The sequence below is a fragment of the Cupriavidus sp. JZ107 genome (assembly GCF_053903255.1).
On the sequence record NZ_CP096480.1, the window covers coordinates 1,292,234 to 1,313,737 of the forward strand.

20 protein-coding genes are annotated in these 21,504 nt (G+C 67.8%); 13 read left to right on the forward strand and 7 right to left on the reverse strand.

Going from position 1 to position 21,504, the window contains the following annotated elements; genetic code table 11:
• The first annotated feature begins 10 nt into the window (after nt 1-10).
• Nucleotides 11-229, forward strand: a complete 219-nt coding sequence (locus M1D55_RS05495) for a hypothetical protein (protein ID WP_456280325.1) — start codon at nt 11-13, stop codon at nt 227-229.
• 34 nt (nt 230-263) lie between these two features.
• Here the strand turns inward: M1D55_RS05495 and M1D55_RS05500 are convergent, their stop codons facing one another.
• Nucleotides 264-1,070, reverse strand: a complete 807-nt coding sequence (locus tag M1D55_RS05500) for an IclR family transcriptional regulator (RefSeq protein ID WP_006576373.1) — start codon at nt 1,068-1,070, stop codon at nt 264-266.
• A 97-nt stretch (nt 1,071-1,167) separates the two neighbouring features.
• Here M1D55_RS05500 and M1D55_RS05505 point away from each other — a divergent pair, with 97 nt between their 5' ends.
• From M1D55_RS05505 to M1D55_RS05520, 4 genes are read left to right on the forward strand one after another with little or no spacing between them, the layout of a single operon-like run.
• Nucleotides 1,168-2,169, forward strand: a complete 1,002-nt coding sequence (locus M1D55_RS05505; RefSeq protein WP_456280326.1) for a tripartite tricarboxylate transporter substrate binding protein — start codon at nt 1,168-1,170, stop codon at nt 2,167-2,169.
• 8 nt (nt 2,170-2,177) lie between these two features.
• Complete coding sequence (locus tag M1D55_RS05510; RefSeq protein WP_456280327.1) at nt 2,178-3,734, forward strand: class I adenylate-forming enzyme family protein; 1,557 nt, start codon at nt 2,178-2,180, stop codon at nt 3,732-3,734.
• On the forward strand, nt 3,731-4,516 hold the full coding sequence (locus tag M1D55_RS05515; protein WP_456280328.1) for a citryl-CoA lyase: 786 nt from the start codon (nt 3,731-3,733) through the stop codon (nt 4,514-4,516). Before M1D55_RS05510 ends, M1D55_RS05515 begins: the two co-directional genes overlap by 4 nt.
• Nucleotides 4,517-4,521: 5 nt before the next feature.
• Entirely contained in the window at nt 4,522-5,331 is an 810-nt protein-coding gene (locus tag M1D55_RS05520; protein ID WP_043441508.1) for an SDR family NAD(P)-dependent oxidoreductase, read from the forward strand.
• A gap of 23 nt (nt 5,332-5,354) precedes the next feature.
• Here the strand turns inward: M1D55_RS05520 and M1D55_RS05525 are convergent, their stop codons facing one another.
• The 4 genes from M1D55_RS05525 to M1D55_RS05540 all read right to left on the reverse strand — a co-directional run bounded on the left by M1D55_RS05525 (nt 5,355) and on the right by M1D55_RS05540 (nt 10,293).
• Nucleotides 5,355-5,582: an AbrB/MazE/SpoVT family DNA-binding domain-containing protein gene (locus M1D55_RS05525; protein WP_006576378.1), complete on the reverse strand. Its 228-nt coding sequence runs from the start codon at nt 5,580-5,582 to the stop codon at nt 5,355-5,357.
• A 15-nt stretch (nt 5,583-5,597) separates the two neighbouring features.
• A complete protein-coding gene (locus tag M1D55_RS05530; RefSeq protein WP_456280329.1) occupies nt 5,598-8,000 on the reverse strand; it encodes an ATP-dependent DNA helicase in 2,403 nt (800 codons plus the stop codon).
• A gap of 200 nt (nt 8,001-8,200) precedes the next feature.
• Nucleotides 8,201-9,229, reverse strand: coding sequence for a Bug family tripartite tricarboxylate transporter substrate binding protein (locus M1D55_RS05535; protein WP_456280331.1), 1,029 nt, complete (start codon nt 9,227-9,229; stop codon nt 8,201-8,203).
• A 143-nt stretch (nt 9,230-9,372) separates the two neighbouring features.
• Nucleotides 9,373-10,293, reverse strand: coding sequence for a LysR substrate-binding domain-containing protein (locus tag M1D55_RS05540; protein ID WP_456280332.1), 921 nt, complete (start codon nt 10,291-10,293; stop codon nt 9,373-9,375).
• A 189-nt stretch (nt 10,294-10,482) separates the two neighbouring features.
• On the opposite strand from M1D55_RS05540, the gene gtdA reads away from it, so the two are divergent.
• The 5 genes from gtdA (at nt 10,483) to M1D55_RS05565 (ending at nt 15,725) form a co-directional block, all read left to right on the forward strand.
• On the forward strand, nt 10,483-11,529 hold the full coding sequence (gene gtdA / locus M1D55_RS05545) for a gentisate 1,2-dioxygenase (protein WP_456280334.1): 1,047 nt from the start codon (nt 10,483-10,485) through the stop codon (nt 11,527-11,529).
• A 96-nt stretch (nt 11,530-11,625) separates the two neighbouring features.
• Nucleotides 11,626-12,327 (forward strand): fumarylacetoacetate hydrolase family protein, encoded by a 702-nt coding sequence (locus tag M1D55_RS05550; RefSeq protein WP_232205073.1) that lies wholly within the window; start codon nt 11,626-11,628, stop codon nt 12,325-12,327.
• 21 nt (nt 12,328-12,348) lie between these two features.
• The gene (gene maiA, locus M1D55_RS05555) at nt 12,349-12,990 is read left to right on the forward strand and encodes a maleylacetoacetate isomerase (RefSeq protein ID WP_023264819.1); all 642 of its coding nucleotides are present in this window, start codon (nt 12,349-12,351) and stop codon (nt 12,988-12,990) included.
• A 37-nt stretch (nt 12,991-13,027) separates the two neighbouring features.
• The gene (locus M1D55_RS05560; RefSeq protein ID WP_456280335.1) at nt 13,028-14,239 is read left to right on the forward strand and encodes a 3-hydroxybenzoate 6-monooxygenase; all 1,212 of its coding nucleotides are present in this window, start codon (nt 13,028-13,030) and stop codon (nt 14,237-14,239) included.
• Between the two features lie 142 nt (nt 14,240-14,381).
• Nucleotides 14,382-15,725, forward strand: coding sequence for an MFS transporter (locus tag M1D55_RS05565; RefSeq protein ID WP_006576384.1), 1,344 nt, complete (start codon nt 14,382-14,384; stop codon nt 15,723-15,725).
• Here M1D55_RS05565 and M1D55_RS05570 read toward each other — a convergent pair.
• A complete protein-coding gene (locus tag M1D55_RS05570; RefSeq protein WP_456281309.1) occupies nt 15,722-17,110 on the reverse strand; it encodes an FAD-dependent oxidoreductase in 1,389 nt (462 codons plus the stop codon). The genes M1D55_RS05565 and M1D55_RS05570 overlap by 4 nt on opposite strands.
• 13 nt (nt 17,111-17,123) lie before the next feature.
• Entirely contained in the window at nt 17,124-18,107 is a 984-nt protein-coding gene (locus M1D55_RS05575; protein WP_456280336.1) for a Bug family tripartite tricarboxylate transporter substrate binding protein, read from the reverse strand.
• A gap of 128 nt (nt 18,108-18,235) precedes the next feature.
• On the opposite strand from M1D55_RS05575, the gene M1D55_RS05580 reads away from it, so the two are divergent.
• The 3 genes from M1D55_RS05580 to M1D55_RS05590 all read left to right on the forward strand — a co-directional run bounded on the left by M1D55_RS05580 (nt 18,236) and on the right by M1D55_RS05590 (nt 21,462).
• Entirely contained in the window at nt 18,236-19,120 is an 885-nt protein-coding gene (locus M1D55_RS05580; protein ID WP_456280337.1) for a LysR family transcriptional regulator, read from the forward strand.
• Between the two features lie 98 nt (nt 19,121-19,218).
• A complete protein-coding gene (locus tag M1D55_RS05585) occupies nt 19,219-20,139 on the forward strand; it encodes a LysR family transcriptional regulator (RefSeq protein ID WP_456280338.1) in 921 nt (306 codons plus the stop codon).
• A gap of 168 nt (nt 20,140-20,307) precedes the next feature.
• The gene (locus M1D55_RS05590) at nt 20,308-21,462 is read left to right on the forward strand and encodes an MFS transporter (RefSeq protein WP_456280339.1); all 1,155 of its coding nucleotides are present in this window, start codon (nt 20,308-20,310) and stop codon (nt 21,460-21,462) included.
• Nucleotides 21,463-21,504: the final 42 nt, after the last annotated feature.

Consider the following 21,504-nt stretch of genomic DNA (forward strand, 5'->3'; position numbering starts at 1 on the left):
GGCATGGCGAATGGAATCTGTCATCGGGGTCGTGGCGCGCTTCGCGATGTACGCGCTGTTCCAGTTCGTCCTCTATTGGCCCGGCTGGCTGGTACTGAAGATCGTGACGCTGGGCCGGTATCCGGCTTCGCCGATGCGGCGCGACGCGTGGTACGAGTTCGAACTGGTCGCGGTCGCCGGCATGCTGGCGATCGTCGGCATCGGGATCACCGTCGCGGCGCTCACGTAGCGGGGTACGCCCGCAGTCCGCCCTCGTCACTGCGCTACAGCCCCTTCGGCAATAACGTCCCCACTGCCTCCCGCATCAGCCTTGCGATCAACTGCTGACGATCGCGGGGCATCCGCGCCAGCGTGGTGGCGACGCTGATACCGGCCACCGGTTCGCCGTCGCGGTTGTGCACCGCCATGCCGACCGCGAGCGCGCCGCGGGTCGCGTGATTGCCGATCACCGACCATCCGCGCTCCCGCGTCGCCCGAATCAGGATGCGCATCCGCTCCGGCGTCATGCCGCCGTATTGAGCCAGGGTGTCGGCATTGCCATCGATGATTTCCCCCACCGCCTCATCCGGCAACGCGGACAGCAGCGCCAGCCCGGCCGCGCCGACGCCGAGTGGCTGGCGCGTACCGACCTGGATCACCAGCACCTGCACCGGATGCGTGCCCACATGGCGCGCGATGCAGCGCGACAGCGAGCCATCGCGGACGATCGCGAAGGCCGCATCCCCGCACGCTCCGCTGACCCGCGCCAGCACCGGCCGCAGCTTCTCCGCCAACTCGGTCGAGCCGTCGCGCTGCGGCATCGCGGCGAGCCGCGGCCCGCTGACATAGCGAAAGCGGCCGCGCTGCGCGACATAGCCGCATTCGATCAACGTGGCCAGCAGCCGATAGACGGTCGGGCGCTCCAGCCCCGCCGCCCTGCATAGATCGACCACGCGCAAACCGTCCCTGCCGCCCGCGAGAATCGCGTCGAGCAGCGTCAGGCCGCGCCGCAGCGCTCGCGCGCCCTCCTCCGGAGCGGTGGTTGAAACGTCCGCCTGCCGGACGTTCCGATTCGCAAGGCGAGAGGTCATCGGGAAGAATTTCCGTGCCGGGATACCAGTGCGCAGTATGCCCCAACACCACAAGAGGGCCGCCCCGGCGAGGCTATCGACCCAGGAGACGACCATCATGAACGTACGCAACGCGCCGCGCCGGCGCCTGTTCGGCTGTGCCCTTGCCCTTTCGCTTGCCGCGCTGGCAGGCGGAACTTCCCTTTCTGTCCATGCCCAGCAGCCTTGGCCCAGCAAGCCACTGCGGCTCGTCGTCGGCTATGCCGCGGGCGGCGCGACCGACGTGCTGGCGCGCCTGGTCGCGCTCAAGGTCGGCGAAGAACTCGGCAAGCCCTTGGTCGTCGAGAACCGTGCCGGGGCCAACAGCAACGTTGGCGCCGAGGTGGTCGCCAAGGCCGAGCCCGATGGCTACACGCTGTACGTCTATACGATCGCCAACACGATCAATGCCTCGCTCTACGACAAGCTCGGCTACGACCCAGCCAGGGACTTCGAGCCGGTCGGCATGATCGCGAAGATTCCAAACGTGCTGGTCGTCAATCCGAGCCTGCCGGTCAAGAACGTGGCCGACTACCTGCGCTTTGCGAAGGAATCTTCGTCGGGCATCACGTTCGCCTCCTCGGGCAGCGGCTCGTCGATCCATCTGTCCGGCGAGATCTTCCGGATGCGCAGCGGCATCAATATGCTGCACGTCCCCTATCGCGGCAGCGCGCCGGCCGTCACCGATCTGCTCGGCGGGCAGGTGCAATCGATGTTCGACAACACGCCGTCCGCGATGCCCCACGTCAAGGCCGGCCGCTTGCGCGCCATTGCGGTAACCAGCGCGCAGCGCATTCCGTTGCTGCCCGATGTGCCAACCGTCGCCGAGTCGGGCTACCCCGGCTTCGACGTGCAGTCGTGGTTCGCAATCGCCGCGCCAGCCGGTACGCCAAGGCCCGTGGTGGACCGGCTCAACGCCGCGCTGAACAAGGCGCTGGCGGCGCCCGACGTGCGGCAGCGGATGCAGGAACTCGCCGCCAATCCGCAACCGGGCACGCCGGAGCAGATGCGCGCCTTCATGATGTCCGAGATCAAACGCTGGCACGACGTCGTCAAGCAATCCGGCGCCCGTGTGAATTGAGGAGTCCCATGTTTCCGATCGATCTGTTCTGGCGGGCCGCGGACCGCTGGCCCGACCACCTCGCCATCGACGCGCCGGACGGCTGCGTCACCTATCGCGAGCTGGCGGCGCGCGTCGCCGCGGTGGCGGCCGGACTGATGGCGCTCGATGCCGCGCCGCAGAGCCGCGTCGGCATCTGCGCCGGCAATTCCGCCACGCATCTGGTCGCGCTGCTGGCGGTGCTGGCCAGCGGCAAGGTCTGGGTACCGCTGAATCCGAAAAGCACACGGCCCGAGCTGCGCCGCATCGTCGATGCGACCGAGCCAAGCATTCTGGTGCTGGATAGCGGCTGCACGGCACTGCTCGACGGCGCGCCGGGCGCCCGCATCTTCACGGATGTGGCGGACGACGGCTGCGACGCGTTGCCGGCAATCATCGCGCGCCATGCCGGCGCGGCGCGGCCCCGTCTCGACCTGTATCCCGATCTCGATCGCGATGCGACGCAGGCCATCAAGTTCACCGGCGGCACCACCGGCGCGCCCAAGGGCGTGATGCAGCCCTACCGCGCGTGGATGGCCAATATCGTCAACCAGATCCATGCGTGGGGCTTCGATGCCGACGACCGCTATGTGATGGCGGCCCCGATCACGCACGGCACCTCGACCTATGTGCTGCCGATCCTCGCGCAAGGCGGCTGCCACGTGATCCTGGACGGCAGCGGTGCCGAGGCGGTCCGCGCCGCGTTTCGCGACCGGCGCGGCACGGTGTCCTTCATGCCGCCGACGCTGATCTACATGCTGATGGCGCTGCCGGACACCTCGCGCGACGACTATCCGGCGCTGCGCCGGCTGATCTACGGCGGCGCGCCGATGCCGGTGGAGAAGATCCGCCAGGCGCGCGCGTTCTTCGGCCCGGTGGTCGGCACCACCTACGGGCAGACCGAGGCGCCGCAACTGCTGACCGTGCTGCGCTCCGAGGATTTCGAGGACGAACGCAATCTGGCCTCGGTCGGACGAACCACCTGGTTCAGCGACGTCGCCATCATGGCGCCGGACGGCAGGCTGTTGCCAGCGGGACAGATCGGCGAGGTCGTCGCGCGCGGCGATCTGGTGATGACCGGCTACTGGCGGCGCCCGGACCTGACCGCCGGGACGATCGTCGACGGCTGGCTGCATACCGGCGATCGGGGTCTGATCGACGAGCGCGGCTATCTGTATCTGAAGGATCGGCTGCGCGAGGTCGTGATCACCGGCGGCTTCAACGTCTATCCGATCGATGTCGAGAACGCGCTGGGCCAGCATCCCGCGGTCCACGAGTCCGCGGTCTTCGGCGTTCCGGACGACAAATGGGGCGAGGCGGTGCACGCCGCCGTTCAGCTGCGCGACGGGGCAGTCATCCCATCCGAGGCCGAACTGATCGCCTTCGTGCGCGAGCGGCTAGGCCCGGTGGCCACGCCCAAGCGAATCCATTTCCACGACGACCTGCCGCGCTCCAGCGTCGGCAAGGTGCTGAAAAACGCCGTACGCGACTGGGCGCTCGCCCACGCAGCGAACACCGCTTCCGCAAACCAGGGAGACCAGCGATGACCGCCACCACCAAGCCCGTGACCCGCCTCTGCACGCATACGCTGACGAGCCTGCACTACCGCGACGCCGATCTGGTCAATGACCTGATGGGCAAGAAGACGTTTACCGAGGTGATGCTGATGCAGATCCTCGGCCGTACGCCGCGGCCCGTCGATATGCGGATCACCGATGTCGTGCTGATCGTGCTGATGGAACACGGGCTGACGCCGAGCGCGATCGCGACGCGGCTGATCTACATGAGCGCGCCGGAGAATCTGCAGGGCGCCGTTTCCGCCGGACTGCTGGCGGTCGGCAGCTCCTTCGTCGGCACCATGGAGAATTGCTCGCAGCTGCTCGATCGGCTGCTTGCTGCCGGCGACCCGCAGGCGGAAGCGCGCGCCATCGCACGCCACTACAAGGAAACGAAGAGCCCGGTTCCCGGCTTCGGCCACCATCTGCACAAGCCGGTCGATCCGCGTGCATACAAGCTGCTTGAGTTGGCCGAAGCGGAGCCAGAACTGAGCGGCGAACGGATTCGCGCGTTGAAGCAATTGTCGGCCGCCGTCGACGAAGCGGCCGGCCGGCCGATCACGATCAATGCCACCGGCGCGGTGGCGGCGCTGCTCGGCGAGATCGGCGTGCCGACCGCGGTGATGCGCGGCTTTGCCGTGATCTCGCGCGCGGCCGGACTGGTCGCGCATATCGTCGAGGAACAACAAAGTCCTTCCGGCCGCTATATCTGGGACACCGTCGAGCACGCGATTCCCTATGCCGGCAACGCACCGACGGGAGAGGCATCGTGACGGGCATGCATGCCCTTCCCCTGAGCCTCGCCGACCGGACCGTGTTCGTCGCCGGCGCCGGTTCGGCCGGTCCCGGCTGGAGCATCGGCCGCGCCGCCAGCCTGACCTATGCGCGGCTCGGCGCCCGCGTCTGCGTCGTCGATCGCGATGCAGCGTCCGCCGAGGAGACCACCGCGCTGATCCGGGCGGAAGGCGGCACAGCGGAGACGTTCATCGGGGACGTCGCCATCGAGCCGGAGGTCGAGCGTCTGTTCGCCCAGGCACGCGATCGCCTTGGTCCGATCGATGTGCTGCACCACAACGTCGGCATCGGCAAGCCCGGCGGCCCGCTCGACACCGCACTGGCAGACTTCGACCAGGCGCACAACGTCAACGTCCGCAGCCTGCTGCTCGCGTCGCAACAGGTATTGCCCGAGATGGTCGCCCGCGGCCGCGGCGCCATCGTGACCATTTCGTCGGTCGCTGGCCTGCGCTATCTCGGCTATCCGCACCTGTCGTACTGCGTCACCAAGGCGGCGGTAATCCAGTTCACGCGCATGCTGGCACAGCAATACGCCTCGCACGGCATCCGCGCCAACACGGTGGTCCCCGGCTTGATCGATACGCCCCGGATCGCGCATACCGTGGCGAAGATGTTCTCCGACAACGACCTCGACGAAGCGCGCGCGGCGCGGGCAAGGCAGGTACCAGTGCAGCGGATGGGAACGGCCTGGGACGTGGCTTACGCCTGCGCGTTTTTGGCTTCGGACGCGGCGGCGTATGTCACGGGGACGGAGATGGTGGTGGATGGCGGGCTGACGGGGAAGTACGCATAGGCTCGCATTGTCCGTCAGTTCGCCTACCTCATGTCCTGGCCGCGACCGAACTTGAAATCCGCGGGTAGTCGTCCGCGGAATGTTCGCAGGCGCTCCAACAACGCATCAGCGTCCCGACTCCTGCGCCTTGGCGAACTGCCCGAATTGTCGACAACAATTTCGACGTGGTCCCCCTCGCGCAATTTCAGCAGCTCCACGATGCTGTTCGGAAGGCGGATGGCCAAACTGGTTCCCCACTTCTCTATGCGCATTGGCGTTCTCCGTGGCTAAGGACCGTAGATGTTCGCTGAAACAAAACGCGACGGCCAGGTTTCTACCCGCCACCAGGCCGGCAACAACTCCCGCACCGACGGCTGCGCGAAGCGGTCGTCGATCAGATAGACCACGCCGCGGTCCTCGCTGGTTCGGATCACCCTGCCCGCTGCCTGAACGACCTTGCGCAGGCCTGGGTACAGATAGGCGTAGGCATAGCCGTCGCCAAACGCGTCCTCCAGCCGGCTGCGCAGCTGCTCGTTGACCGGATTGAACTGGGGCAGTCCGAGCGTGGCGACGAAGGCGCCAATCAGCCGGTCGCCGGGAAGATCGACGCCCTCGGCGAACGGGCCGCCCAGTACGGCAAAGCCCACGCCGCGGCCGCCGGGGCGGAAGGCGGCCAGGAAATCGGCCTGCTCGCCCTCGCCCATGCCGCGCGCCTGCGCCCAGCTCGGGATATCGGCGTGCCGCTGCGTAAACAGCGCCAACGCATCGCCGAGGTAGTCGTGGCTGCTGAAGAAGGCGAGATAGTTGCCTGGCTTCTCCCGATACTGCGCGGCGATCAGCTCGACGATATCCGGCAGCGAGCGCTGCCGATGCGCAAATCGGGTCGAGATATGCGAGGCGACGCGAACGCGCAACTGGTCCGGCTGGAATGGCGACGGCACCTCGTGCCACACCCATCGCTCGGGCAGGCCCAGCATATCGGCGTAGTACGAGGCCGGCGCCAGCGTCGCGGAGAACAGCGAGACGGAATGCGCCGCCGCCAGCCGCGGCCGCAGGAAATGCGCTGGCACGAGGTTGCGTACGCCGAGACGGACATTGGCGTGCGCGCCGCGCGCCGGCATCCGCGTCATGTCGAACACGGAATGCGGACCGATCTGTTCGGCCAGCCGGCAGAATTGCAGCACATCGAAATAGAAGCGCTGCAGCGCCGGGTCCTGTTCGGTGGGCCGCTCCGTAAACCGTTCCAGCAACGCTGCGCACAGCCCTTCGAAGGCATCGAGCAACGGCGCGGGGACCTTCGCCTCGGCCCGATAGTCGCCGGCCAGCGTCTTCCCGGCGGCATTCCATTGGCGGCCGACGCGATCGAACGCGCGGCGCAGATCCGCTGGCGCCTGCCGCCGCAGCGCGCGGAAGTCGGCCTGATCGAGCGTGGCGCTGTACATGTCCCGAGCCCGTTCCGGCAACTGATGGGCCTCGTCGACCAGCACGCTGACGCGCCAACCGTCGTGCAGCGCGAAGGCATGCAGCAACGCCGTGCGGTCGAAGTAGTAGTTGTAGTCCGCCACCACTACATCGCTCCAGCGCGCCATTTCCTGGCTCAGGTAGTACGGGCAGACGTCGTTTGCCCGGGCGATCTCGCGAATCTGAGCGCCGTCCAGCATCGTCCGTCCGGCCGCCTGCGCGCGCGCCGCCGGCAGGCGGTCATGGAAGCCGCGCGCCAGCGGACAGGCTTCGCCGTGACAGGCGCGGCCCGGATATTCACAGGCCTTGTCGCGCGCCACCATCTCGAGCACGCGCAGCGGCATCGCATCCCGCTGCGCGGCCAGTCCGCGCGTGGCCTCCAACGCCAGCGCCCGGCCAGTCGAACGGGCCGATAACACGAACAGCTTGTCGATCTTCTGCTTCGGCATTGCCTTCAGCGCGGGAAAGATCGTGCCGACGGTCTTGCCGATGCCGGTGGGCGCCTGCGCGAGCAGGCAGCGACCGGACAGATTGGCGCGATAGACCGATTCGGCGAGCTCGCGCTGGCCGGCGCGAAACGAGCCATGGGGAAAGGCCAGCGAGTCCAGCGACAGGTCGCGCCCGGCGCGATGCGCCAGCTCCTGCTCGGCCCAGCCGACAAAGGCACGGCATTGCGCCTCGAAGCATTCGCGCAGCGTCTGCGCTGTAAATCGCTGCGTCTCGGCACGCTCGCGGCCGCTGACGATATCGAAATAGACCACCGCGATCTCGATGTCGTCCAGCGCCTCGCGCAGACACATCAGCCAGCCATAGACCTTGGCCTGCGCCCAATGCAGATGCCGATGATGGTCGGGCACCTCGGCGGCGTCGCCGCGCACCGTCTTGATTTCCTCGAGCCGCCGTAGGGCGGGATCGTAACCGTCGGCACGGCCGCGCACGCGCAGCGGCCCCAAGTCCGCGCTCAGGGAGATCTCGGTCCGATAGCCGGCGGGCCGGCGGGAGGTCACGGTGGCATGACCGGCCATGCCTTCCAGCGCGGTCGGCGAAGGCGTGAAGCGCAGGTCCAGATCGCCGGCGCGGGCGGTGAAATCGCACAGCGTGCGGACCGCAACGATGTAGCGCGGTTCGCTGTCGGCCACCGACGCAGGCTCGCCTTGCGCGCGTGGCGAGGCGAATGGCTGGTGCTGGACGTTGGCGGCGGAGTCGGACGGGCTGGCGGCGGCGGACATCGATAACGGCTGGGAATCGCGCCATTTCGCGGGGGACGAAATGGACTGTATAAATATACAGGTGCGCGATCGGCGTGTCGATGTCCCATTACTGTCGTCCCCGCGAATGCGGGGACCCAGTGCTTCGGCTCGATGCCCGATGCAAAGCCGCTGGGTCCCCGCCTGCGCGGGGACGACGGGGCACAACGGACAGGTGCGATTCAATCCACCGAGATATTCGCGCTGCGCGCCACCTTGCCGAACTTCTCGTACTCCGCTTGCGTCAGCGATTGCAATTCCCCGGCGCTCGACGACTTCGGATTGAAGCCGGCCTGCACCAGCTTGTCGCGCACCGCGGCACTGCCCAGCGCTTCGACGAAGGCAGCATTGAGCTTCTGCACGATATCGGCCGGCATGCCGGCGGGCCCGTACACGCCGAACCATGGCTCGACCGAATAGCCGGCCAATCCCGCCTCGGCCAGCGTCGGCACATTGGGCAATGCCGGGGAGCGCGTGCTGCCCGCCACCGCCAGCGCGCGCAGCTTGCCCGCCTGGATATGCGGCAGCGAGGCCGGCAGGTTGTCGAACATCACGGGGATATGCCCGCCCAGCATGTCGTTGATCGCAGGGCTGCTGCCCTTGTACGGGACGTGGGTCAGGCTGGTGCCCGTCATCTGCGCAAACATCGCGGCGGCCAGATGCATCGACGTGCCGGTGCCCGCTGTCGCATAGGTCAGGCCGGGATTGCGCTTGGCATACGCCACCAGTTCGGCCACGGTCTTGACCGGCAGCTGATTGCCGACCTCCAGCACGATGGTCGACGTGCCCAGCAGACTGACCGCGGTGAAGTCGCGGCGCGGATCGAACGGCATCGCCTTGTAGATATGCGGGTTCAGCGCATTGGTCGAGATCGCGCCGAAGCCGATCGTATAGCCGTCCGGCGCCGCCTTGGCCACGGCCTCCATGCCGATATTGCCGCCGGCGCCCGGCCGGTTCTCGATCACCACCGGCTGGCCCAGCTTCTCGGCGACGCGTTGGCCGACGGTGCGCGCCACCAGATCGGTGGTGCCACCCGCGGCGTAGGGCACGATGAAGCGGATCGGCTTGGCCGGGTAGTCAGCGGCGCTGGCCGGCGTCGGCAGCCCAACGATTGCGGTTGCCAGGCCGGCGAGCGCGATGCCGAGAATGGTGCGGCGGGGAAGATGGCGGACGCGAGGCGTGATGGGCGCCATGGGCGTGATGGGCGTCATGGGGCGGTCTCCTTTTGTGTGGTGATTTGCGATCGTTGTTGTCGTTGTTGCGGCTCGCAGCTCGATGTCGATGCAAGCCGGCCGGCGCCATCATATCCAATCCCGACCATGCGCGCGGGGCCGTCCAAGGCCGCAGACCGCCTCTACACGCTGGCGCCCCCGCCCGCTTCGCGCAAGGCATCGAGCGCGGCCACCACCGCGCCGCGGCGGAAACTGTCCTCGCGCCAATACATCGACACCGAGCCGAATCCCGACAGCCGCAGCGGCACGATGCGCAGCGCGCCCAGGTCCTCGAGCCGGCGCGCGGTGCGGTGCGAGGCAACGCCGATCATGTTGGTGTGGTTCAGCAGCGTCAGGTTCAGGACGGTCGAATTGGACTCGACACAGCGCGCCGGCAACGGCCGCCCCGCCGCCGCCAACGCGGATTCGAGCGCATTGCGGATCGGCGTGCCGCGCGGCCAGATCACCCATTGGAACGATTCGAGCGCGGACCAGTCGAGCGCCGCCATCGACAGCAGCGGATGCTTGGGCCGCGCGACGAAGTGGATCGGCTCCATGTACAGCGCCTCGGTACGCAGCCGCGCATCCTGCAGCTCCGGCGCGGAGCGGCCGACCACGATATCGAGCTCGCCGCGCGCGAGCCGGCTCATCAGCTCGTCCATCGTGCTTTCGACGAGGCGGATCTGCGCACCGGGCATCGCCTTCAGCAGCCGCACCACTGCCAGCGGCACGGTATCGGCCGCCGAAGCGCCGGAGGTGCCGATCACCACCAGGCCGCTGCCGCCATCGCGCAGCGCCTGCAGATCGTCGCGCGCGGTATCGAGCTGCGCCTCGATGCGGCGCGCATGCTCGATCAGCGATTCGCCATAGGGCGTCGGCCGCAGGCCGCGCGCGTGCCGCTCGAACAGCGGCAGGCCGATGTCCTCCTCCAGTTCGCGCAGCCATTTCGACAGGCCGGGCTGCGTGGTATTCAGCGCCGCCGCGGTCTGGCTCATATTTCCGGTCTCCGCCAGGCTCAACAACATCTGCAGGTTGCGAAGCCGCAGCCGGTGCGTCCAATCCATCGGGGAAAACCCTCCCAGTCATATCCATATTCGTATGGATCAGATCAACAATTCATTTTCCGAAATATACCTGCGCGGCTACAGTCCCAACAAACGATGACGCGGACAAGCTTCCCTCTCCCCCAGCCCCTCTCCCGCAAGCGGGAGAGGGGAGCCGATCCGCCAGTGTTTTCCCGATTGGAGACCTCGATGTCGAACAGCAAGCGCGATATCGCCCGCGCAGCCTATTACGAACAGATCGGACGCAGCCATATGGCGCCGCTGTGGGAATCGCTGCACGCGCTGGTGCCGCCGCAACCGCAGCCGAAGGCGCAACCGGCGATCTGGAAATACGAGCAGATCCGCCCGCTGGTGATGCAGGCCGGCTCTGTGATCAGCGCCGAGGAAGCGGTCCGCCGCGTGCTGGTGCTGGAAAACCCCGGCCTGCCCGGCAGATCGAGCATTACGTCGACGCTGTATGCCGGCCTGCAGCTGATCCTGCCCGGCGAAATCGCGCCGAGCCATCGCCATACGCAGTCCGCGCTGCGCTTCATCGTCGAGGGCCAGGGTGCCTGGACCGCGGTCGACGGCGAACGCACGACGATGCATCCCGGCGATTTCATCATCACGCCGTCCTGGACCTGGCACGACCACGGCAATCCGCTCGAGGCGGACGGCGGCGAGCCGGTGGTCTGGCTCGACGGGCTCGATATCCCGCTGCTGCAGCATCTCGATGCGGGGTTCGCCGAGAGCTACCCCGAAGCGGTGCAGCCGGTCACACGCCCCGAAGGCAACAGCTTCGCGCGCTACGGCAACAACATGGTGCCGGTGCGCTATCAGCCCACGGGCGGCAGCTCGCCGATCTTCAGCTATCCGTATGCGCGGACCCGAGAGGCGCTCGACCAGCTCTATCGCCATGGCGAGCTCGACCCGTGGGACGGCGTCAAGCTGCGCTACGTCAATCCCGCCACCGGCGGCTGGCCGATGCCGACGATGGCCACCTACATGCAACTGCTGCCGGCCAGCTTCCAGGGCCGCACCTATCGCAGCACCGATGCGACCGTCTACAGCGTGGTCGAAGGCCGCGGCACCGCGCGCATCGGCGAGATGCAATTCCAGTTCGAGCCGCGCGACATCTTCGTCGCGCCGTCGTGGCAGCCGGTGCAGCTCGCCTGCGTCGAGGACGCGGTGCTGTTCAGCTATTCCGACCGCCCGGTGCTCAGCGCATTGAATCTGCTGCGCGAAGAACGGCTCTGACGGCCCGCATCGGGACACTGGCGCGCGCCTGAATCACGGCCGCGCCCCCGATGCCTGCACCCATTCCTGAACGCTACGATCCTGCAAGGACTTCCCATGCCTTTTGTTTTCGATCCCGCGCCCACCGTCGGCATTCCTGTCGCCGGCAGCGGCGATGACCGCTTCCCGGTTCGCCGCGTCTACTGCGTCGGCCGCAACTACGCCGCGCATGCCCGCGAAATGGGCTTCGACCCGGACCGCGAGCCGCCGTTCTTCTTCTGCAAGCCGGCCGACGCGGTGATTCCGGTGGCCTACGGCGACACGCTGTCGCTGCCCTACCCGCCGCAGACGCAGAACTATCACTACGAGGCCGAACTGGTTGCCGCAATCGGCCGCGCCGGCAGCGATATTCCGGTCGAACAGGCGCTCGATCACGTCTGGGGCTATGCCGTTGGCCTCGACATGACGCGGCGCGACCTGCAGATGAAGATGCGCGAGATGGGCCGCCCCTGGGAAATCGGCAAGGCGTTCGACGCGTCGGCACCGATCGGTCCGCTGCATCGCGCAGGCGACGTCGGCCATCCCGAGCAGGCCGAACTATGGCTGACCGTCGACGGCGACACGCGCCAGCGCAGCAATGTCTCGCATCTGATCTGGTCGGTCGCGGAAACGGTGGCCTATCTGTCGCAGTACTTCCGCCTGGAGCCGGGCGACCTGATCTTTACCGGCACCCCCGAGGGTGTCGGCGCGGTGAAACCGGGCCAGCGGATGGTGGCCGGCGTACAGGGACTTGGCGAACTGTCGGTGCGCATCGCCTGAGCGGAACGAGTGAAAGCGATCATGCAGCTGCACAGCTTCTTCAACAGCTCGACGTCGTACCGCGTGCGCATCGCGCTCGCGCTGAAGGGTCTGCCCTACGACTACGTGCCGGTCAATATCCGCAACGGCGCCCATCGCGCCCCCGGCTATGTCGAGCAGATCAATCCGTCGGCCAGCGTGCCGGCGCTGGTCGATGGCGATCTGCACCTGGGCCAATCGCTGGCCATCATCGACTACCTCGACGCGCGGCATCCGGAGCCGCGGCTGATTCCCGCCGACATCGAAGCGCGCTCGCGCGTGCTGGAGCTGTCGTACGCGATCGCCTGCGACATCCATCCGGTCAACAACCTGCGGGTGCTGCGCTATCTGCAGGACACGCTGGGCGTGTCGCCGGAACAGAAGGACGCCTGGTACCGGCACTGGGTCGACGAGGGCCTGGCCATGGTCGAACGGCTGCTGGCAAAACACGCGTCCGGCCCGTGGTGCTCCGGCGATCGGCCCACGCTGGCGGACTGCTGCCTGGTGCCGCAGATCGCCAACGCGCAGCGAATGGGTTGCGACACCGAGCGTTTTCCGCTGGCGATGGCGGTCTATCGCCATGCGGTCGAGCATCCGGCCTTCCGCGCCGCCGATCCGCGCCAGCAGCCGGACTATCCGGGCTGAGCGCCATGCATCCCGGGGAGCGGGACAGGAGACATCGATGAACACATCACAACAGGACCGCAAGGTCATCGTCGTCGGCGGCGGCATCGGCGGCCTGGCGGCAGCGCTGGCGCTGGCACGACAGGGCATTCGCATCGAACTGCTGGAACAGGCCGAGCGGATCGGCGAAATCGGCGCCGGCATCCAGCTCGCGGCCAACGCCTTCGCCGCGCTGGACGCGCTGGGCGTCGGCGAGGCGGCGCGCAACCGCTCGGTATTCACGGACCATCTGATGCTGATGGACGCGGTCGATGCCAGCGAGGTGGCGGTGGTCGACGTAGGCGAGCGCTATCGCCAGCGATTCGGCAATCCCTATGCCGTGATCCATCGCGCGGACATCCATCTGTCGATCCTTGAAGCGGTTCAGGACCATCCGCTGATCCGCTTCCACACCGCCACGCGGGTCGAGGGGCTCGATCAGGACGACAACGGCGTCACCGTGGTCGACCAGCGCGGCGAGCGGCACCGCGCGGATGCGGTGATCGGCTGCGACGGCGTCAAATCGGCCGTGCGCCAGGTGCTGCTGGGCGACGAGCCGCGCGTCACGGGCCATGTGGTCTACCGCGCGGTCGTCGAGCTCGACGACATGCCGCGGGACCTGCGCATCAATGCGCCGGTGGTCTGGGCCGGCCCTCACTGCCACCTGGTCCATTACCCGTTGCGCGGCGGCCAGCAGTACAACCTGGTGGTGACGTTCCACAGCCGCGAGCAGGAGGTCTGGGGCGTCAGGGAAGGCAGCAAGGAAGAAGTGCTGTCGTACTTCGAAGGCATCCATCCGCGGCCGCATCAGATGCTGCATCGCCCGACCTCGTGGAAGCGCTGGGCCACCGCCGACCGCGATCCGGTCGAGCGGTGGAGCTTTGGCCGCGCCACGCTGCTGGGCGACGCCGCGCATCCGATGACGCAATACCTCGCGCAGGGCGCCTGCCAGGCGCTGGAGGACGCGGTGACGCTGGGCGCCGCCGTCGAGCACTGCGACGGCGACTTCGAGGCGGCGTTCGCGCTGTACGACCGGGTCCGGATTCCGCGCACCGCACGCGTGCTGTACTCCGCCCGCGAGATGGGCCGGATCTACCACGCCAGGGGCGTCGAACGTCTGGTGCGCAATTCGCTGTGGGTCGGCCGCACGCAACAGCAGTTCTACGACGCGCTGGCCTGGCTGCATGGATGGCGCGCGCAGGACTGCCTGAAGGTCCCGGGCCAACGCTGATACCGGTCCGCAGATCAAGTCACTGGGTTCCCGCCTGCGCGGGAACGACGGAAAAGTCTGTCGTCCCCGCGAAAGCGGGGACCCAGCGGCTCTGCGCACGCCCAAACATAACGCGCCCAGCGCGAATCCCAAGGAGACAACCATGCCGCGCCCCGCCATCGACGTGACGCGCTTCATCGACGAAGCGCCGTTATCGCCGTTCCAGATCCTGATCGTCGTGCTGTGCTTCCTCGTCGTCGCGATCGACGGCTTCGATACCGCCGCGATCGGCTTTATCGCACCGGCCATCCGCAGCGAATGGCAGCTGAGCCCGGCACAGCTGGGCCCCCTGTTCGGCGCAGGGCTGGCCGGACTGATGGGCGGCGCCTTCCTGTTCGGTCCGCTGTCGGACCGCTACGGCCGCAAGACCGTGCTGGTCTTCAGCGTGCTGTTCTTCGGCGTCGCGAGCCTGGTGTCGGCCTGGTCGGACTCGTTGTGGGAACTGATCGCGCTGCGCTTCATCACCGGCCTCGGGCTCGGCGGTGCGATGCCCAATGCGATCACGCTGACCTCGGAATACTGCCCCGACAAACGCCGCTCGTTCCTGGTGACGACGATGTTCTGCGGCTTCACGATCGGCTCGGCGCTCGGTGGCCTGGCCTCGGCGGGCCTGATCGAAACGTATGGCTGGCGCTCGGTGCTGGTGGTCGGCGGCGTACTGCCGCTGCTGCTGGTGCCGGTACTGCTGGTGCTGCTGCCGGAGTCGGTCCGCTATCTGGTGACCATGGGCAAGAAGCTCGATCGCGTCGCCGCGGCGCTGCGGCGTATCGACCGAAACGCGGACCTGCGCGACGCGACGTTCATGGTGCCGCCGCGCACGCAGGCCGGCTCGCCGGTCTGGCATCTGTTCCGTCCGGAGCTGCTGCGCGGCACCTTGCTGCTGTGGTTCGCCTTCTTCATGAGCCTGCTGGTGATCTACCTGTTGTCGAGCTGGCTGCCGACCGTGCTGCGCGGCACCGGCATCTCGCTGAAGCACGCAGCGCTGGTCACCGCGATGTTCCAGGTCGGCGGCACCGTCGGCGCCATCGTGCTCGGCTGGCTGATGGACCGGCTCAATCCGCATCATGTGCTTGCCGCCAGCTACACGCTGGCCGGCCTGTTCACCGCCGTGATCGGCAACGTGACGGCAAGCCCGGTGCTGGCCGCCGTCGCCGTGTTCTGGGCCGGCTTCTGCGTGTCCGGCTCGCAGGTCGGCGCAAACGCGCTGTCGGCGGCCTACTACCCGACCGACTGCCGCGCGACCGGCGTCAGCTGGGCCAACGGTGTCGGCCGCATCGGCTCGGTGGTCGGCTCCGTCGGCGGCGGCGCGATGCTGTCGCTGGGCCTGGGCATGCCGGCGCTGTTCGTGCTGGTCGGCATTCCCGCCGTACTGGCCGGATTGACGATGCTGGTGCTGGGCCGCGGGCATACGGCCGCCCGCCCGGCGCTGCCGGCGGTGCAGGGCTAAGCGCGCGCCTGCTTGCCGTCGCCCAGAAAGGCGCCCTGCCTGACCAGCACGGCCTGCAACTCCGGTACGTCGATGTCGTGGGGCGAGCAGCGGTCCCGTACCGCCAGTGCGGCCGCGGTACCGGCCGCCTGGCCCATCACGAAGCAGGCGCCCGACACGCGCGCCGCCGATTGCCCGTCATGCGTCATCGACGCGCAGCGGCCCGCCACCAGCAGATTGTCGACGCCGCCCGCACTGGCGCGCCGCGGCAGCAGCATCCGGTATGGCAGCTGGTTGTAGCCGCGCGAATCCGGAATCGGCGGCCATACCCATTGCACGTCGCCGGCCACATGCTTCTCCAGCGGCCAGCCGTTGACGCCAATTGCATCGGGGAAATCGGCGCAGTTCAGCACGTCGCCGGCGGTCAGCATGGTCTCGCCGATCAGCCGGCGCGTTTCCCGAATGCCCAGCTGCGGCGCAATGTCGAGCGCATAGGCCCGTTCGAAGCCGGGCACCCTGGCGCGCAGGAAGCGCAGATATTCGACGATCTGGCGGCGGCCCTCGATCTCGCCTTCGCTCAGCGAATATGCGTCGGTACCGTCGGTCGCGGAGCCGTCGAGCTCGCGGAGCTGGGTCACGTTGACGCGCCACTCGTACGGATGCTTCTGCGGGCGTACCACCGCGCCACGCCGCGGGAAGCGGAATTCCCCGGCGGCCTCGGCCTCGTCCATCAGCGCCGGGATGGTCTTCCAGGCCTCGCCGGCGCGCTGCGCGTCGACATTGCCGACGCGGAACATCAGCGTGGGATACAGCATATGTCCGTGCCCGTCGCCCTTCTCGGTGGGCACACCGGCCCAGTGGGCGATATCGGCATCGCCGGAGCAATCGATGAAACAGCGCGCGCGCACCGCGACGCGGCCGGACTTGGTCTCGAGCAGCAGCGCGTCGAGGCCGCCGTCCGCATGACGAACGACGCCTGCCGCAAGCGCATGGAACAGCAACTGGACTCCGTGATCGGCCAGCAGCGCATCGGCGGCGCACTTGAACGCCGACATGTCGTAGGCCTGCGCGTGGATCTTGCCGAGCACCAGATGCGGTTCGTTCAGGCCATCGAGCCTGCGCATCCGCATCAGCAGGTCATCCACGACGCCATGCACGACCTGGCGGATGTCGCCAAACACGTTGGCATGCAGGCCGCAGAAGTTCGTCACGCCGGCGGCGGTGCCCATGCCGCCGAGGAAGCCGTAGCGTTCGGCCAGCAACACCCGCGCGCCATTGCAGGCGGCTGCCGCGGCTGCGCTGATGCCGGCGGGGCCGCCGCCCAGTACCACCACGTCAAAGGGGCCGAGCACCGGGACTTCGCGCCGCGCCTCCGTCAACCTGTCCCCGCGATCCAGTTCTTCCATCGTCGTTGCCATGCTAGTCCAGCCGAATCCCGTGTTTTTCAATGACCGGCTTCCAGCGCGCGACGTCCTCCGCCATCACGCGGCGGAACGCGTCGGGCGTGTTGCCGACCGGGTCCATATATTGAAGGCGCATCTTTTCGCGCAGCGCCGGCTCGGCCAGCGCGGCGACGATCTCGTCGTGCAGCCGCCTGACGATCGGCGCCGGCGTACCGGCCGGCACCACATAACCGATCCACGCATCGGCCTGTACGTCGGCGATGCCGGCCTCCGCCAGCGTCGGCAGGTCCGGCAGCGATGGCGAACGCTTCGCACTCGCGACCGCGAGCGCCTTGATGCGGCCGCTCTTGACATGCGGCATCACGGTGGCCGCCGGCAGGATCGCCATGTCGACGTCGCCGGCGATCACCGCGGTGACCGCGGCACCGGAGCCGGGATACGGCACGTGGACGGGATCGGCCCCACTGCGCGCCGCGAGCGCCGCCACCGCCAGATGCGAGATCGTGCCCGCGCCCATCGACGAATAGCTCAATGCCTTCGGTTGCTTCTTCAGCAGCGCCAGCAGTTCGGCGGCGTTGCCCGCCGGCACGCGGTTGGCCACCACCAGCACCGCGGGCTGGCTGGTCGCGATGGTCACCGGCTGCAGGTCGCGCGCCGGGTCATACGGCATCTTGCGGTACAGCAGCGCATTGACCGCCAGCGGACCGGCGATGCTGAGCCCGATCACCTGGCCATCGGGCCTGGCCTTGGCGATGGCGTCGGTGCCGATATTGCCGGCGGCGCCAGTCTTGTTCTCCACCACCATCGGCTGCCCCAGCCGCGCCGTCAGCCGTTCACCGATCAGCCGCGCGGTGATGTCCGGCGTCGAGCCCGCCGCGAACGGCACGATCACCCGCAACGGACCGCTCGGCCAGTCCTGCCCATGGGAAAGCGTCGATACCGCGGGCAGTGCAGCCAGCGCGGTACAAGCGAGCCATCTCCCCAGCTTGCCTGTCTGCATGCAATGTCTCCAACAATGTCTTGTCTGTATGCGGCGCGCTGTCCGGTGGCGCCTTGCGGCAAGATTAGGGCAATGGCACTATGGCGTCCATGCAATGGCCGACATAGGCTCAAGCGGGATTTTCAATAATGGATACGAAGCTGCTGGCCGTTTTCGACGAGGTCTACAAGACCCGCAGCGTGTCCCGCGCGGGCGAACATCTGGGCCTGCCGCAGACCTCGGTCAGCCTGGCGCTGGGCCGGCTGCGCCGTCAGTTCGGCGATCCGCTGTTCGTCCGGACCGCCGAAGGCATGTTGCCGACCCCGCATGCGGAGACGCTGATCCAGCCGTTCCGGCAGGCGCTGGCGATCCTGCGCACCGCCACGCAGCAGCAGGTGGTGTTCGACCCGCCGCGTTCGGAACGCACCTTCCGCATCAGCATGACCGATATCTCGCACCTGCAGTTTCTGCCGGGACTGATGAACCGGCTCAATACACTGGCGCCTGCGATCCGCGTGGAAGTGATGCGAATCTCGACGGAGACACCCAAGGAGCTCGAAACTGGGGCGTCGGACCTCGCCGTGGGATTCATGCCCGAGCTGGAGGCGGGCTTCTATCAGCAACGCCTGTTCAATCAGGGCTTTGCCTGCGTCGTGCGGCAGGACCATCCCCGAGTCGAGCGGCGCATGACGGCCACGCTGTTCAAGCGCGAAAAACATGTGGCGATCACCGCCGCGGGCACCGGCCATGAACTGCTCGAACGCGAGCTGGCGCGGCGGCGGGTCACGCGCAACGTCGCGTTGTCGCTGCCGACGTTGCCTGGGCTGGGCAATCTACTGGCCAATACCGACCTGGTCGCCACGGTGCCGGAGCGCGTGGCGCAGATGCTGATGGGTATCGCCAACGTCAAGGCGTTGGCCCCGCCCTTCCCGCTGCCGATCTTCTCGATCAAGCAACACTGGCACGAGCGCTATCACCAGGACCCGGCCAATCGCTGGCTGCGTTCGGTGATTGCGGACCTGTTTCTCGACTAGGCCCTCGCCTCTTCCTCGCCTCTCCCTCGCTTCGCACGTATCATGCCGGCGATGTATCCGAACCGAACAAACACCGGCAACGCCGGACGCTGAACCCGATGGACAAACTGCTTGCGCTGAAGATGTTCGTCGAGACCGTCGACGCCAAAGGCTTTTCCGCCGCGGCGCGGCGGCTGGACCTGGCCACCTCGTCGGTGACGCGCGCGCTGGACGGCCTCGAGCAATCGCTCGGCGCAGTGCTGCTGAACCGCTCGACGCGCCAGGTCACCGTCACCGAGGCGGGCGCCGCCTACTATCAGCAGGCCCGACGGATTCTCGAGGCAGTCGAGGAAGCCGATGCGCTGATCGCCGACCGCGGCGACATACCGGTGGGCCAGTTGCGCGTGTCGCTTCCCGTCGCCTTTGGCCGCCGCTGCATCGCCCCGCATCTGGGCGCGCTGCTCGAACGGTATCCGCAGCTGGAGCTGGAGGTGACGCTGACCGACGACATCGTCGATCTGCTCGGCGACCGCTTCGACCTGTCAGTGCGCATCGGCAATGCCTCGTCGTACGACAATGTCATCGCGCGACAGATCGGCACGTTCCGACGGCATGTGGTCGCGAGTCCCGCCTACCTGCAGCGGCATGGCACGCCGTCGCTTCCCGAGGATCTGGTCGGCCATGCCTGCCTGCGCTTCCGCTTCGGCTACGGTGCGCGTGATCAGGTCTGGACGTTCGAGCGGGATGGGGAACGGCAAATCGTGCCGGTCCGGGGCCATTTCCGCAGCAACAACATCGACGTGCTGCACGAGCTTGTGTTGGCCGGTGCCGGGATCGGCCTGCTGCCGGACTGGGTCACCGATGCCGATATCGAGGCGGGACGACTGCAGCGCCTGTTCGACGATTGGACCGTCAACCCGGATCAGGTCAGCAGCGGCGTGTCGGCGCTGTATCTGCCGAACCAGCGTGGCTCCCGCCGTATCGCCGCCTTTCTCGCCTTCCTGGAGGGGCTGCCGGCCCTGGCGCAGGGCCGCTGCTGACGCCCGCACGCGACGCATTGTCTTGGGCGCAACGCTGATTTGCGCCGGCATGGCATTCACCGCAACGACCCGTCCGCCTAAGCTTCGGACATTCCAACCGACAAGTCCGAGGCCATCAACATGCCCGCTCCTTCCGCTCTCGCCCCATCGGCTTCCCACGCGCCTGCGATGCCCGCCACGCTGGTCGCATTGTTCTCGCTTTGCGCCGGGGTGCTGGTGGCCAATCTGTATTACGCGCAGCCGCTGATCGAACTGATCGGCCCGCAGATCGGCCTGTCTGCAAGCAACGCCAGCCTGATCGTGTCGCTGACACAGATCGGCTATGCGGTCGGGCTGTTCTTCCTGGTGCCGCTCGCCGACCTCTACGAAAACCGCCGGCTGCTGCTGCTCAGCGGCACGGCGGCCACGGCGAGCCTGGTCGCCGCGGCACTGTCGACGCAGCCCGGACCTTTCCTGCTGGTGTCGCTGCTGCTGGGGCTGAGTTCGGTCAGCGTGCAGATCCTGATTCCGCTGGCCGCGCATCTGGCACCGGAGGCCACGCGCGGCCGCACGGTCGGCACCATCATGGGCGGACTGTTGTCCGGCATCCTGCTGGCGCGGCCGCTGTCCAGCCTGCTGGCCGAGGCGCTGGGATGGCGCGCGGTCTTTGTCGCCGCGGCGACGATGACGCTGGCCACCGTGGCGATCATCGCGCTGACGCTGCCGCGCCGCGTGCCGGAACACCGTGCTCGGTACGGCCAACTGCTGGTTTCGCTGTGGCATCTGTTGGCGCGCTTTCCGCTGCTGCGCCAGCGTGCGCTGTACCAGGGCCTGCTGTTCGCCGCCTTCAGCCTGTTCTGGACCGCGGCGCCGCTCGAACTCGCCGGGCACCACGGCCTGTCGCAAGCGCAGATCGGCATCTTCGCACTGGTTGGCGCGCTGGGCGCCGTCGCGGCGCCGATCGCCGGACGCCTTGCCGATGCCGGACACACCCGTATCGCGTCCCTCGCCGCGATGGCGCTCGCCGCGCTGAGTTTTGTGCCGGGATTGGCCACCGGCCCCTACGGCGTCTACGCCCTCGCCGCCACCGGCATCGTGCTCGACTTCGCCGTGCAGATGAACATGGTGCTGGGCCAGCGCGCGATCTATGCGCTCGATGCCGCCAGCCGTGCGCGCCTGAACGCGCTGTACATGACCGCGATCTTCATCGGCGGCGCGGCCGGTTCGGCGGTAGCCAGCTTCGTGTACGCACAGGCCGGATGGCAAGGCGTCGTGATGACGGGCAGCGGCCTGGCCGCCATCGCGCTGGTCGCATTCGTGGCGGCATCGCAGATGCGGCGCTGAGTGGGCCGCCGCCCCGCTGCCCTCATCGAAATCGGCGGCGAC

Excerpts from the sequence above, each read along its gene's own strand:
- M1D55_RS05495 (WP_456280325.1), top strand. The coding sequence starts at position 11 with ATGGAATCTGTCATCGGGGTCGTGGCGCGCTTCGCGATGTACGCGCTG.
- M1D55_RS05500 (WP_006576373.1), bottom strand. The coding sequence starts at position 1,070 with ATGACCTCTCGCCTTGCGAATCGGAACGTCCGGCAGGCGGACGTTTCA.
- M1D55_RS05505 (WP_456280326.1), top strand. The coding sequence starts at position 1,168 with ATGAACGTACGCAACGCGCCGCGCCGGCGCCTGTTCGGCTGTGCCCTT.
- M1D55_RS05510 (WP_456280327.1), top strand. The coding sequence starts at position 2,178 with ATGTTTCCGATCGATCTGTTCTGGCGGGCCGCGGACCGCTGGCCCGAC.
- M1D55_RS05515 (WP_456280328.1), top strand. The coding sequence starts at position 3,731 with ATGACCGCCACCACCAAGCCCGTGACCCGCCTCTGCACGCATACGCTG.
- M1D55_RS05520 (WP_043441508.1), top strand. The coding sequence starts at position 4,522 with ATGCATGCCCTTCCCCTGAGCCTCGCCGACCGGACCGTGTTCGTCGCC.
- M1D55_RS05525 (WP_006576378.1), bottom strand. The coding sequence starts at position 5,582 with ATGCGCATAGAGAAGTGGGGAACCAGTTTGGCCATCCGCCTTCCGAAC.
- M1D55_RS05530 (WP_456280329.1), bottom strand. The coding sequence starts at position 8,000 with ATGTCCGCCGCCGCCAGCCCGTCCGACTCCGCCGCCAACGTCCAGCAC.
- M1D55_RS05535 (WP_456280331.1), bottom strand. The coding sequence starts at position 9,229 with ATGACGCCCATCACGCCCATGGCGCCCATCACGCCTCGCGTCCGCCAT.
- M1D55_RS05540 (WP_456280332.1), bottom strand. The coding sequence starts at position 10,293 with ATGGATTGGACGCACCGGCTGCGGCTTCGCAACCTGCAGATGTTGTTG.
- gtdA (WP_456280334.1), top strand. The coding sequence starts at position 10,483 with ATGTCGAACAGCAAGCGCGATATCGCCCGCGCAGCCTATTACGAACAG.
- M1D55_RS05550 (WP_232205073.1), top strand. The coding sequence starts at position 11,626 with ATGCCTTTTGTTTTCGATCCCGCGCCCACCGTCGGCATTCCTGTCGCC.
- maiA (WP_023264819.1), top strand. The coding sequence starts at position 12,349 with ATGCAGCTGCACAGCTTCTTCAACAGCTCGACGTCGTACCGCGTGCGC.
- M1D55_RS05560 (WP_456280335.1), top strand. The coding sequence starts at position 13,028 with ATGAACACATCACAACAGGACCGCAAGGTCATCGTCGTCGGCGGCGGC.
- M1D55_RS05565 (WP_006576384.1), top strand. The coding sequence starts at position 14,382 with ATGCCGCGCCCCGCCATCGACGTGACGCGCTTCATCGACGAAGCGCCG.
- M1D55_RS05570 (WP_456281309.1), bottom strand. The coding sequence starts at position 17,110 with ATGGAAGAACTGGATCGCGGGGACAGGTTGACGGAGGCGCGGCGCGAA.
- M1D55_RS05575 (WP_456280336.1), bottom strand. The coding sequence starts at position 18,107 with ATGCAGACAGGCAAGCTGGGGAGATGGCTCGCTTGTACCGCGCTGGCT.
- M1D55_RS05580 (WP_456280337.1), top strand. The coding sequence starts at position 18,236 with ATGGATACGAAGCTGCTGGCCGTTTTCGACGAGGTCTACAAGACCCGC.
- M1D55_RS05585 (WP_456280338.1), top strand. The coding sequence starts at position 19,219 with ATGGACAAACTGCTTGCGCTGAAGATGTTCGTCGAGACCGTCGACGCC.
- M1D55_RS05590 (WP_456280339.1), top strand. The coding sequence starts at position 20,308 with ATGCCCGCCACGCTGGTCGCATTGTTCTCGCTTTGCGCCGGGGTGCTG.